This is a genomic window from Streptomyces sp. NPDC056883 (assembly GCF_042788835.1).
Classification (GTDB): domain Bacteria; phylum Actinomycetota; class Actinomycetes; order Streptomycetales; family Streptomycetaceae; genus Streptomyces; species Streptomyces stoeckheimensis.
This window is the reverse complement of record NZ_JBHUBS010000009.1, coordinates 24961-37158: the sequence shown is the minus strand read 5'-3', so window position 1 is coordinate 37158 and position 12198 is coordinate 24961. Positions and strand designations below refer to the sequence as shown.

Genomic DNA, 12198 nt, shown 5'->3' with positions numbered 1-12198 from the left:
GACCCGCCTGACGCGACGGCCCCCGCCCTCCCTCCGGAGGCCGGGGGCCGCTCCGGTCCCCACGGGCCACGGGCCGGGCCCCCGACCGGCTCTCCGGGCCTTTACCGCGTCCTGACGCCCGCCATGACAATTTCCCCGGAAATGGCCGGAGCACGGCCGTCGTGGGGTTACCTTCACCCTGCGAGAAATACCGGGAGCCCGTCCCCGGCGCCACAGCGCCTGTGACCGGAGGAGACGCCATGAACGCTCGGCCCGCCTGGCAGAAGTCCTCGTTCTGCGGCGAGGGGGACAACTGCGTGTACGTCAGCGCCGCCCCCGGCACCCTGGTCCGGGTGGCGGACCGCGCCGACCCCGCCCACTTGGTCCTCGCCACCACCCAGGCCGCCTGGGCCGATTTCCTGCGCGTGGTCAAGCAGTCGGACTAGCCCTCTTCCCGACACGCGCCCTGTACGTGTTCACTCAAGAGTTTTTGTCCGATTAGCGCGTATCTTCGGCCCATGCCCACGCCCTACGGATCCCGCGGCGGCATGGCGTTCGGCGCCGATGAGCTTCACGTGCTCAGGCGCTCGCTCGCTCACGCCCTTCAGTCCTCGACGGCCCCTCTGACGGCCGTCGAGGTCCAGGACTGCCTGCGCCTCGCGGCGTCGGTGGACGACGCGGTCCAGGAGGCGGGGAGACTCAGAGCGTTCCTCCTGGCCGACCTGGCGCGGTACAGAGCCGCCCTGCCCGGCAGCCTCACCGGCTACCTGGAGCTGCTGCAGGACGCCCTGGCCGCCGGCTACGAACCGGTGCCGGACGACCTCGCGGCCCTCCGGGCACTGCGCGCCAACCCGGTCGCCGGCGCCCTGCTGGAGCGGGCCCAGACCATCGCGGAGCGCTCCGTACGCCGCAGGCTGTCCACGGCGCCCGCGCCGCGCACCCGGCTGCTGACCCTCGCGGGCGGCACCGACACGCGCGCCACCGACCCGCGCGGCGCCGAGAAGGGCGGCTCCGGCAAGGAGAGCGACCCCGCCCGCCCGAAGCCCGAACCCCGCCCCGACGACCGCCCGGGCCGGCCCATCCCGACCCCGGGCGAGGTCTTCCCGCCCCGCCGCAAGCCCACCCCGCCCCCGGAGGCCGGGCGCGCGGTCGGGTAGCTAGGCTGGGGGGCATGGACTACGTTTCCGCGCTCGTGCCCCCCTTCGTGATGGCCGTGTTCTTCATCGCGCTCGTCGTGACGATCGTGAAGAGCCAGGGCGGTGCCAACAAGGCCAAGGAGGACGCGGCCGTCGACGCCGTGCTCGCCCGCGCCGAGGCCGCTCAGCAGTCCCAGCCCCAGAAGTAGCCCCCCTCACCGGGGGACGGGCGTACGGCTTCCGCAGCCGTGCGCCCGATTTTGTTGCGCCTTGCCGCCCGGATAGCCGCGCAATTCACCACAACCCGCACTATCGTGCTGCTGTGCCTCGCCCCTTGGGAGAACTCGAAGACGCAGTCATGACGCGGGTGTGGCAGTGGAACCGCCCGGTCACCGTTCGCGAAGTCCTGGAAGACCTCCAGCAGGAACGGTCCATCGCGTACACCACGGTCATGACCGTTATGGACAATCTTCATCAGAAGGGCTGGGTCCGCCGCGAAGCGGAAGGCCGCGCCTATCGATATACGGCGGTCTCCACCCGGGCCGCTTACTCGGCCGCACTGATGAACGAAGCCTGGTCGACGAGCGACAACCCCGCAGCCGCCCTCGTGGCCTTCTTCGGCATGATGTCCGCGGAACAGCGCGAGGCGCTCAGGGACGCCGTGCGCATCGTTCAGCCGGCGGAACCCGAAGTCTCCCCGGAACCCGAAGTCTCCCCGGAGCCCGAAGCCTCCCCGGAGTCCGCCGACTCCCCGGCGCCGCCGCCCGCGGCCGAAGGAGACTCCGCGGCACCGGGCACCGAGCCGGGGCGATAGCGTCCGGGCATGGGTGAGTTTTCCGCTGCACATGCAAAAACAGTGACGATCCGCCGAGCGCGCACCGGTGATGTTCCCGCGCTGCGCCGCCTGCTCGACCAGTACGTACAGCAGCGGATCCTGCTGGACAAAGCGCCGGTCGTCCTTTATGAGGACATCCAGGAGTTCTGGGTCGCGGAACGCGACTCCGATGCCCAGGTGGTCGGCTGCGGTGCGCTCCACGTGATGTGGGAAGACCTGGCCGAAGTCCGCACTCTTGCCGTCGACCGCGACTTGAAGGGCGTTGGAGTCGGCCATCTGGTGCTCGACAAGTTGCTGGAGACCGCCCGGAGGGTAGGTGTCAGCCGGGTTTTCTGCCTGACCTTCGAAGTGGACTTCTTCGCGAAGCACGGCTTCGTCGAGATCGGCGAGACCCCGGTCGAGACCGATGTGTACATGGAGCTGCTGCGTTCCTATGACGAGGGTGTCGCCGAGTTCCTCGGTCTCGAACGAGTGAAGCCGAACACCTTGGGCAACAGTCGGATGCTTCTGCACCTCTGATCGATCACGGCGGGGATTTCACGGGAGCCCCCGGCTCCGTGGCCTATGTCCGAATCGCGCATGTTTCCCGACCCGTTGCGGACCCGAACCCGTGACGGGGGGTTTGTGTTTTCCAGGCAAAAGCGGTTTCCTTTCCGCGTACTGCTTTTCGATGAAAGGAAATCCCGGTGGCACAGAAGGTTCAGGTCCTTCTTGTCGACGACCTCGACGGCGGCGAGGCGGACGAGACGGTGACGTTCGCTCTGGATGGCAAGACCTACGAGATCGACCTCACCACCGCCAACGCTGAAAAGCTCCGCGGCCTCCTCGACCCGTTCACCAAGGGCGGTCGCCGCACCGGTGGCCGTGCCGCGGCGGGTCGGACCAAGGGCGGCCGCGCCGCCGCGACGTCCGGCAACCCGGACACGGCCGAGATCCGCGCCTGGGCCAAGGCCCAGGGCATGAGCGTCAACGATCGCGGCCGCGTGCCGCAGGAGATCCGCGAGGCTTACGAGAACCGGGGCTGACCTCCGGTCGGACTCCCGGTGCCGATGCGATGCGCAGCGGCCGTACGCCGTCGCAGCCGCGCCCGGTGGCATTCCGTCGCCGCCGCCGCGACCAGGCGTACGAGACCGGGCCCGGCGGCGTCTGCGCCACGACCGGGCCCGGAGCCCTGCCCCGCAACGGGCAGGGCGGGCAGCAGTGCCTCACACCCCTGCTCGGGGGGCCGCAGCCACACGGCGGCCCCCTGAGGGCTTTCCCCGGGCCCCACCAGGTGTCCCGGCGGCGCCGGAGCGGTGATCCGGCCACCCGTACCCAGGGCGGCGAGATCCAGGGCCACCCCGCCCCACTCCAGCCAGTCGAGCAGCCCTTCCAGCTCGTCGGCGCTCCCCGGAGCCACCAGGAACCGCATCCTGCGCCCCATCAGTGCCACGGGGCCCGTGGCGGCGCCACAGGGGCCGCGGAGCACCGCGGCGCCGGCATCGGCCGGCAGCTCCAGTACGTCGAACCGCACCCCGGTCACCAGCTGCGCGGGCGGACCGCCGGCCACGGGCCAGCCGAGCAGGCGTTCGTACCAGTACGCCAGGGCCTCGGCTGCTTCGGCCGCACCGGTCGCGGAACCGGTCGGGGGCGACCCGATCGGAACGCGGGGGAGCGGGACGGTGACGGGCGGCGCGGTGAGGGCCATGTCCGGAGCAACTGCGGAAACGCTTCGGAGTTACGCGGGAGGGGACGCGCGATGTGACGCAGGGCACTCGGGTCAATGCGGAACGTAAACGCCCGAGCGGCCGGAGTCTCACATTCAGGACGGAAGCGTGTTCGCCCGTAGCGGAGGGAACAGTCGTCCACCAGCGTGAACTGTCCGCTCTTACGGGTAAGACATTCCTAGTGGATCGGGGCGACACGCTGATTTGCAGGGTCCGAGACCGGCTTCCGTTCGCCATCGGCGTACACGTGTGACGGGTATCTGCCTGGCCTGCGGGAACATCGTCTCGCACCATCGGGTTGGAGCAGTTGTCGGCACTTACAGCCGGGTTTTCCCACGGACGTGAGGGTGAGCCGCGGACGGATGTCGGCAGTTGGAATGAGCTGTCCCGCCCCGCGGGACTAGCATGCGGAAGGACAGGGCGGGGACCGACCCCGAACTGCCCGACCGCTCTGAGGAGCGATAAACGATGTTCGAGAGGTTCACCGACCGCGCGCGGCGGGTTGTCGTCCTGGCTCAGGAAGAAGCCCGGATGCTCAACCACAACTACATCGGCACCGAGCACATCCTCCTGGGCTTGATCCACGAGGGTGAGGGTGTCGCCGCTAAGGCCCTGGAGAGCCTCGGGATTTCGCTCGAGGCTGTTCGCCAGCAGGTTGAGGAGATCATCGGACAGGGGCAGCAGGCCCCTTCCGGCCACATCCCCTTCACCCCGCGGGCGAAGAAGGTCCTGGAGCTTTCGCTCCGAGAGGCCCTCCAGCTCGGCCACAACTACATCGGCACCGAGCACATCCTGCTCGGCCTCATTCGCGAGGGCGAGGGCGTCGCCGCCCAGGTCCTGGTGAAGCTGGGCGCCGATCTCAACCGAGTCCGGCAGCAGGTCATCCAGCTGCTCTCCGGCTACTCCGGCGGAGGCAAGGAGTCGGCCACGGCCGGCGGCCCGGCCGAGGGCACGCCCTCGACCTCGCTCGTCCTGGACCAGTTCGGCCGCAACCTCACGCAGGCTGCTCGCGAATCCAAGCTCGACCCGGTCATCGGGCGCGAGAAGGAGATCGAGCGGGTCATGCAGGTGCTCTCCCGCCGGACCAAGAACAACCCGGTCCTCATCGGCGAGCCCGGCGTCGGCAAGACCGCCGTCGTCGAGGGCCTGGCCCAGGCGATCGTCAAGGGCGAGGTTCCCGAGACCCTCAAGGACAAGCACCTCTACACGCTTGACCTGGGTGCCCTGGTTGCCGGTTCCCGCTACCGCGGTGACTTCGAAGAGCGCCTCAAGAAGGTGCTCAAGGAGATCCGCACCCGCGGCGACATCATCCTGTTCATCGACGAGCTCCACACCCTCGTGGGTGCGGGTGCCGCCGAGGGCGCGATCGACGCCGCCAGCATCCTGAAGCCCATGCTGGCCCGTGGTGAGCTCCAGACCATCGGTGCCACGACGCTGGACGAGTACCGCAAGCACCTTGAGAAGGACGCCGCTCTCGAGCGCCGCTTCCAGCCGATCCAGGTGGCGGAGCCTTCCCTCCAGCACACCATCGAGATCCTCAAGGGCCTGCGCGACCGCTACGAGGCCCACCACCGCGTCTCCATCACGGACGAGGCCCTCGTGCAGGCGGCCACCCTGGCCGACCGGTACATCTCGGACCGCTTCCTCCCGGACAAGGCGATCGACCTGATCGACGAGGCCGGCTCCCGGATGCGCATCCGCCGGATGACCGCGCCGCCGGACCTCCGCGAGTTCGACGAGAAGATCGCGAACGTGCGTCGCGACAAGGAGTCGGCCATCGACTCCCAGGACTTCGAGAAGGCGGCTTCCCTCCGTGATTCGGAGAAGCAGCTGCTGGCGGCGAAGGCCAAGCGCGAGAAGGAATGGAAGGCCGGCGACATGGACGTCGTCGCCGAGGTCGACGGCGAGCTCATCGCCGAAGTCCTGGCGACCGCGACCGGCATTCCGGTGTTCAAGCTGACCGAGGAGGAGTCCTCGCGACTCCTGCGCATGGAGGACGAGCTCCACCGTCGCGTCATCGGCCAGAAGGACGCCATCAAGGCGCTCTCCCAGGCGATCCGCCGCACCCGTGCGGGTCTGAAGGACCCGAAGCGTCCCGGTGGCTCGTTCATCTTCGCCGGCCCGTCCGGTGTCGGTAAGACCGAGCTCTCCAAGACGCTCGCCGAATTCCTCTTCGGCGACGAGGACGCGCTGATCTCCCTCGACATGTCGGAGTTCAGCGAGAAGCACACGGTTTCCCGTCTCTTCGGTTCGCCCCCCGGCTACGTGGGCTACGAAGAGGGCGGCCAGCTGACCGAGAAGGTCCGCCGGAAGCCGTTCTCCGTCGTCCTCTTCGACGAGGTCGAGAAGGCCCACCCGGATATCTTCAATTCCCTTCTCCAGATCCTGGAAGACGGTCGCCTGACCGACTCCCAGGGCCGGGTCGTGGACTTCAAGAACACGGTCATCATCATGACGACCAACCTGGGTACGCGGGACATCTCGAAGGGCTTCAACCTCGGCTTCGCGGCCCAGGGAGACACCAAGACCGGATACGACCGGATGAAGGCGAAGGTCAACGAAGAGCTCAAGCAGCACTTCCGGCCCGAGTTCCTCAACCGCGTCGACGACACGGTCGTCTTCCACCAGCTCACCGAGGAAGACATCGTCCAGATCGTCGACCTGATGATCGCCAAGGTGGACGACCGCCTGAAGGACCGTGACATGGGCATTGAGCTCAGCACGGAAGCGAAGGCACTGCTGGCCAAGCGCGGCTACGACCCGATCATGGGTGCCCGCCCGCTGCGCCGCACGATCCAGCGCGAGATCGAGGACGTCCTGTCGGAGAAGATCCTCTTCGGCGAGCTGCGCCCCGGTCACATCGTGGTCGTCGGCAAGGAGGGTGAGGGCGACGAAGCCAAGTTCACCTTCCGCGGTGAGGAGAAGACTCCGATCTCGGACCTTCCCCCCATCGAGGCGTCGGGCTCCGGCCCGGACCTCACCAAGGGTGCGTAAGCGCTAGCCGCTCACAGCGGTACGAAGGGGCGGCCCCGGGACCGAAAGGTTCCGGGGCCGCCCCTTCGTCGTGGGCGGGGACGGTCAGCCCTCGTATGCCTCCATCACCATGTCGAGCTCGGCGTGCGGGAAGAGGCGGAGCAGCCGGTCCTCGATCCCGTCCTCCCAGGGCTCGGCGTCGTCGTAGTACCTCACGATCCGCAGCGACGGCAGATCCGTGAACTCGGCGAGGCCGGCCAGTACGGCGCAGGACACGGTGATCTCCCGCAGGTCCTTCAGGGCCGAGAGTTCCGCCCAGGCGGCGGCGGTGCCGGGGCGCCAGGAGCGGCCGAGCTCGAGGCGCCGCAGGCTCGTGAGACGGCCCAGGCCGACCAGGTCCGGGTCCGCCACGTCCAGCTCGATCGCCTCCGGCCGGGCTTCGGGGGAGACGTCGGTGAAGGACCAGGCCCCGTCCCGGCCGTGCAGGGTGAGGGTGCGCAGCCGGGGCCAGGACGCGATGGCCTCGCGCAGGGGGAGATCGCTGCCGATGTAGAGGGACACGTCCTCCAGGGGCAGCCCGTGCAGCGGGCTCAGGTCCCCCAGCTGGGACCAGCCGTTGATGACGAGGCGCCGCAGCGAGGTGTGGCCGCGCAGGAACTCCAGGTCCGTCCCGCCGCCGAAGTACCAGAAGGTCAGCCCCGACACCGGCTGGCGGGCCAGGAAGGCTGCCAGGGCCTTGCGGCTGACCTTGCTGCCGATGTGCAGGTCGGGAGGGCCGGTGAAGGAGGCCAGTGCCGCCAGCCGGTCGTCCGAGTCGACGACGAGGTTCCTGGGCGGCGGGTCCATGTGGGCGAGCACGCGGGCGGCGTACCGGCGGGTGTCGAACCCGTCCCATGCGCGGACCAGCCGGTCCCGGACCGCTTCGTCGAGGTGCCGGCAGTAGCCGGCGAGGTAGCCGATGGCCTCCTCGGATCCCGCTGCCACGGCCGCCCTCACCGAAAGGAGGGCATCGCTGCCCCGGGCGTCCCCGCCCCGGGGCAGCAGGTCCAGGACGAGCGGCCCGACCCGGCCGAGGGCTTCGGCGGCGTTCGTGTCCGCGGGCGGAATGAGACGGCGGGCGGCCGTCCGGACGTCTTCACGGAGCTCCGGTTCCAGCTCGGCCGCGTACTCCAGGGAGGCGAGGGCCAGCAGCACCGCCCGGTCGGAGCCGCGGACCAGCAGGTCGCCGATGATCGCCGCGCGTTCACGGGGGCGGCCCTGGGCGACGGCCATGCGGATCACGTCCTCCCACTGGTCGTCTTCCGCGTGCCGGGTCAGTTCGCCGAGGCTGCCCTCGTCCAGGGCCGCCCGGGCGCCCAGGAAGTCCTGGAAGGTGCGGTGGACGAACTCCAGGGTGTCCTCCGTGGGGGCCCGCAGCAGGCCGGTCCGGTCCAGGAGGTGCCGTAGGACGGCCCCGGCGTCGCCCAGCGCCTGCGCGGCCGGTACGGCGGGCAGCGCGGCGGCGATCAGGGCCGTGGCCCGGTCCCGGCCGATCTCCGTGCGGCCGTTGCGGATGAGCCAGGACGCGAGCCGCTGGAGGAGCTGGAGCTGCGGCTCCTCCGCCAGCTCCGTCAGGCGCAGGTCCCGCTCGCGGTCGCGTCGGTGCAGCAGCATCGACAGGGCGGCCGTGTAGAGCTCCTTGCGGCCCGCGGGCAGGAAGCCCCGGCGCTCGCGGTGCAGGGCGCAGATCAGCCCGCACAGCAGCGGGTTGGTGGCGAGCCGGGCCAGCTCCGGTTTGGTGGCCAGGGATTCCAGCAACTGGCCGCGGAGGTGTTCGCCCGCCTCGGCCGCCGTGTGCCAGCGGGTGACGAAGGCGGCTACGGCGGCCTGGTTCATGGGGACGAGGACCAGCTCGGTGAACTGCTCGCCCGCGAGCCAGTCCGGGCGGACCGCCGAGGGCCGGGAGGTGACCAGCCAGCGGTTGTCGGGGTAGGCGGCGAAGAGGTCGACGAGCCAGTCGCGGGCACGAGCCCGCTCGGCCTCCGGGATCTCGTCGATGCCGTCGACCAGAATCAGGCCGCGTCCCGCGCGCAGCACCCGGTCCTCCCAGCCCTCCGGTGCCTGCCCCTTGAGCGCGGTGGCGGCCAGGAAGTCCTTGGCGGCGGGCAGCGGCTCCCCGTGCCGGGTCAGGGTCCGCAGGGGCAGTACGTACGGGACGCGGCCGGCCAAGGCTCCGTCCCCGTCGGCGGAGACGGCGAGCTGCTGGATCAGCGTGGTCTTGCCGGACCCGGCCTCGCCGCGCAGCAGGATGCGAGAGCCGTGGTGGAAGCTCGCGTCCGCGGTACGGGAGCCGTCGTGCAGCCACAGCGGGGCCGCGGGCCAGCGGGCGGGCCCGTCCAGGCGGGGGGAGACCACCTCGAGGCTCACGTACGCCGCGTCCAGCGGCCAGCGCGCCGAGCCGGGCGGCAGGTCGATCCCGAAGATCGTCAGCGTGCTGTGCCGTTGGGCGAGGTACGCCAGGTACCTGCGCTCGAACTCCGCATCGCGGCCGTCCTGGCGGGGGATCCGCGCGAGCAGGGCGTCGATCTTGGCGATCACCTCGGCCTGGCGGCGGGCCTGCTCGACCAGGGCCGCCGGGATGTAGGTGGAGCGGGTCGTGAAGAAGTGCAGGATGTGCAGGCAGGTGGTTTCGAGCAGCCGGTCGTGGAAGAGCTCGGCGTCCCGTCCCAGGCCCGTGGCCGGGGCCGCCTTGCGCAGTTCGGCGGCGAAGGCGCGCGCGCCCATCTCGACCGCCTGGGCGTCCTCCAGGGCCAGGTCCCCCAGGGAGTGCAGGGTGACCGCCAGCGCGGCCGCGACGCCCGCCTCCTCGCCCGGCGGCAGCGGCTGCTCGCCCGGGGCCCGTAAGGCCTCGGCGACCAGCTTGTCCGCGAGCCGGCGCAGGTCGTCCCGGGACAGTACGCGCTGCTCGCGCAGGGAGACGTACGAGGAGATCCGCACGGGCCGGTCGACGAGGCCGGCGCCCGCCCCCTCCCCGCGGAAGAGCTTCTTCACGAGGGGGGTCACGACCCCCGAGGCCAACCGGATCCCCACCACGGATGCGTCCACGAGGCGGAGCGTAGCTCCGGCGTGACGTGGGTCGCAGGCCTTTGGTCCCGGCGATGGGCGGCCGGAGGTCCCGGGCCGGTGACAAGCCGCACAGGGCAAATCGGACCTACTAGGAACATTCGTAGAGATCCACGTCCGATTTGCCCCACCGCCGAGCCAGTGGGGAGGCGGTCAACAGGGCTGATAGCCCCCTCCGCACCTACGAGGCCGGGTAGTAACGGGGAGGTTTGGGGAAGCCGGGGTGCCCGGGTTACCAAAGATGAGCAAGCAAGCCCGGCACCCGCTCAGCGTGCCGGGTCCTTTCTTGCCCGAAGCACCCGCAGCACCCGAAATACCGCAGCACCCGCAGCACCGTCCCCGTCCCCGGCCCGGAGGTCTCCTTCATGTCCGCGAAGCGCGTCAGCACCCGTCGTACCCGTATCGCCATCGGCGCCACCGCCCTGGGCGCGGCCCTGGCACTCGGGGCCGGGACGACCGCCGCCTTCGCCGACGAGGTGCCGCAGGCCGAGCTGACCGGCACGGTCCAGCTCGTCGCCGAGCAGGCCGCCGCCCAGGCCGCGGCCCTCAAGGCGCAGGCCGCCCTGTGGGAGAAGCCGGTGTCGAAGTACACGCTCTCCGCGACCTTCGGCAAGGGCGGCAGCATGTGGTCGCACAAGCACTCCGGCCAGGACTTCGCCGTCCCGGTCGGCACCCCGGTGGACGCCGTCTCCGCGGGCACCGTGGTCAAGGCCGGCCCCAACGGCGGCGGCGACGGCCCGGCCTACGGCAACGCCATCGTGATCAAGCACGCGAACAACACGTACTCCCAGTACGCGCACCTCTCGAAGATCCAGGTCACGGTCGGCGAGAAGGTCTCCAAGGGCGAGCAGATCGCCCTCTCGGGCAACACCGGCAACTCGAGCGGCCCGCACCTCCACTTCGAGATCCGGACCACCCCGAACTACGGCTCGGCCGTGAACCCGGTGTCCTTCCTGCGGACGGTCGGCGTCACCATCTGACCGGCGTCGCCGTCCGGTCGGCGTCACCGCCGTCCGGTCAGCCGGTGATCCAGGCGTGGGTCCCGGCGCCGCGCGTACCGGCGTCCAGTTCGCCCTTGCGGTAGGCGGCGGCCTGGTCCGGGGTGAAGGGTGTCGCGTAGAACCGGATGTAGTTGATGGAGCCCGACCAGGCACCGGCCCAGGCGTTCTGGTGGCGGGCCCGGCCCAGCTGCAAGGCGCCCGGGCCCTGCCAGATCCCCGGGACCGCTGCTTCGCCGATCTTCTTGCCCTCCACGTAGAGGTAGATCTTCTTCATGTCGGCGTCGTGGACGGCCGTCAGCACGGTCCAGGCCTTGACCGTCTTGTGCCCCTCGGCGGCCACGGTCACCATCGTGGGCGTGGCGCCCTCCTGGTTGGTCCGTACGCGGAACACCCAGGCCTGCTTGTTGTTCACCGTGTCGGAGCCCAGCTCGAACGAGAACGTCTCCCCGGTGCCCTGACTCAGGATGACGTGCGAGCCCTTCTCCGCGGACGTGTTCCTGACGCGCACCGAGAGGGAGAAGCTCTTGGTCGTGTCCACGGCAGCCTCGGTGGACTCGGCGTACGAGTTCGCGTTGCCCTTGAGCGTGAGCTCGTAGTGCGCGCCCACCTTGGGCACCGTGGCCTCGGGGCCCATGCGGACGTTGGTCTTGCCGACGCTGTCGCGGAGCAGGGTGGCGTCGCTCGCGACGGTGGGGGAGTAGGACTTCGACGGGGACGCGCCGGGGCCGGGGGAACCGGACGCGGAGGGTGACGTGGAGGGCGCGTTGTCGGCGACGTCCTTCTTGCCGCCCCCGCCCGGCTCGTTGGTCTTCAGCAGCACGAACGCTCCGCCGCCGGCGAGCAGCAGGAGCACGGTCACCGCTCCGCCCACCATCCACAGCCGCTTCTTGCGCCGCTCGCGCGCCGACCGGTCGGCCATCGCCTCCCAGTCCGGCTGCTCGCCGAAGGGCCGGTCGGGCAGGCCCTGGCCGGGTCCGGGCGGGCCGGCCGGACCGGTCGGGGCGCCCGGACCGGGCGGGGCGGAGTCCTCGGGGAACGGCATCGGGGGGCCGAAGGTGCCGGCCACGGGCGGGGCCGGCGGGTAGCCGTAGCCACCGCCCTGCGGGTATCCGTAGCCGTGGCCCTCGCTCGACGCGGCCTGGTCGGGCCGGCCGGGCGGGTAGCCGTAGCCGCCGTCGGGGGCGGGCCGGCCGTACTGGTCGTGCTGCGCGTACGGATCGTGCTGCGGGTTCTGCGGGTTCTGCGGGTGCTGCTCGTGCTGTGCGTGCTGCGCCTGCTGGTCGTACTGGTCCGGCCGGCCGGGCGGGAACCCGTAGCCGCCCGGCGCGGGTATGCCCGGCGGGAACCCGTAGCCACCGTTCTCCGGTGCGGGCTCGGGCTGGGGGCTGTGCGGGCGATCCGTACCGTCAGTCATGGTTCGGATGCTAAAACATCGACGTCCGCATGCGAACAGCCGATGGTCGCGA

At 70.6% G+C, this 12198-nt stretch carries 11 protein-coding genes; 8 read left to right on the top strand and 3 right to left on the bottom strand.

Annotated features, from left to right (window positions below; genetic code table 11):
• Positions 1-239 precede the first annotated feature (239 nt).
• The 6 genes from ACFRU2_RS22450 to ACFRU2_RS22425 all read left to right on the top strand — a co-directional run bounded on the left by ACFRU2_RS22450 (position 240) and on the right by ACFRU2_RS22425 (position 2975).
• Entirely contained in the window at positions 240-425 is a 186-nt protein-coding gene (locus ACFRU2_RS22450; RefSeq protein WP_382974723.1) for a DUF397 domain-containing protein, read from the top strand.
• Positions 426-497: 72 nt separating this feature from the next.
• Entirely contained in the window at positions 498-1136 is a 639-nt protein-coding gene (locus ACFRU2_RS22445; protein WP_382974720.1) for a hypothetical protein, read from the top strand.
• 14 nt (positions 1137-1150) lie between these two features.
• On the top strand, positions 1151-1324 hold the full coding sequence (locus tag ACFRU2_RS22440; RefSeq protein WP_250752807.1) for a hypothetical protein: 174 nt from the start codon (positions 1151-1153) through the stop codon (positions 1322-1324).
• Between the two features lie 149 nt (positions 1325-1473).
• Positions 1474-1929, top strand: a complete 456-nt coding sequence (locus ACFRU2_RS22435; protein ID WP_382974717.1) for a BlaI/MecI/CopY family transcriptional regulator — start codon at positions 1474-1476, stop codon at positions 1927-1929.
• A gap of 9 nt (positions 1930-1938) precedes the next feature.
• A complete protein-coding gene (locus ACFRU2_RS22430) occupies positions 1939-2469 on the top strand; it encodes an amino-acid N-acetyltransferase (RefSeq protein ID WP_382974714.1) in 531 nt (176 codons plus the stop codon).
• A 167-nt stretch (positions 2470-2636) separates the two neighbouring features.
• On the top strand, positions 2637-2975 hold the full coding sequence (locus ACFRU2_RS22425; RefSeq protein ID WP_250752815.1) for an Lsr2 family protein: 339 nt from the start codon (positions 2637-2639) through the stop codon (positions 2973-2975).
• Here ACFRU2_RS22425 and ACFRU2_RS22420 read toward each other — a convergent pair.
• Positions 2957-3637 (bottom strand): SCO3374 family protein, encoded by a 681-nt coding sequence (locus ACFRU2_RS22420; protein WP_382974711.1) that lies wholly within the window; start codon positions 3635-3637, stop codon positions 2957-2959. The genes ACFRU2_RS22425 and ACFRU2_RS22420 overlap by 19 nt on opposite strands.
• Before the next feature lie 487 nt (positions 3638-4124).
• On the opposite strand from ACFRU2_RS22420, the gene ACFRU2_RS22415 reads away from it, so the two are divergent.
• Positions 4125-6650, top strand: a complete 2526-nt coding sequence (locus ACFRU2_RS22415; RefSeq protein ID WP_274548907.1) for an ATP-dependent Clp protease ATP-binding subunit — start codon at positions 4125-4127, stop codon at positions 6648-6650.
• An 84-nt stretch (positions 6651-6734) separates the two neighbouring features.
• Here ACFRU2_RS22415 and ACFRU2_RS22410 read toward each other — a convergent pair whose 3' ends face one another.
• Positions 6735-9713, bottom strand: coding sequence for an NACHT domain-containing protein (locus ACFRU2_RS22410; RefSeq protein WP_382974708.1), 2979 nt, complete (start codon positions 9711-9713; stop codon positions 6735-6737).
• A 383-nt stretch (positions 9714-10096) separates the two neighbouring features.
• Between ACFRU2_RS22410 and ACFRU2_RS22405 the strand changes: the two genes are divergently transcribed.
• On the top strand, positions 10097-10711 hold the full coding sequence (locus ACFRU2_RS22405; protein ID WP_382974705.1) for a M23 family metallopeptidase: 615 nt from the start codon (positions 10097-10099) through the stop codon (positions 10709-10711).
• Between the two features lie 37 nt (positions 10712-10748).
• On the opposite strand, the gene ACFRU2_RS22400 is transcribed toward ACFRU2_RS22405, so the two are convergent.
• Positions 10749-12146, bottom strand: a complete 1398-nt coding sequence (locus ACFRU2_RS22400; protein ID WP_382974702.1) for a LamG-like jellyroll fold domain-containing protein — start codon at positions 12144-12146, stop codon at positions 10749-10751.
• Positions 12147-12198 lie beyond the last annotated feature (52 nt).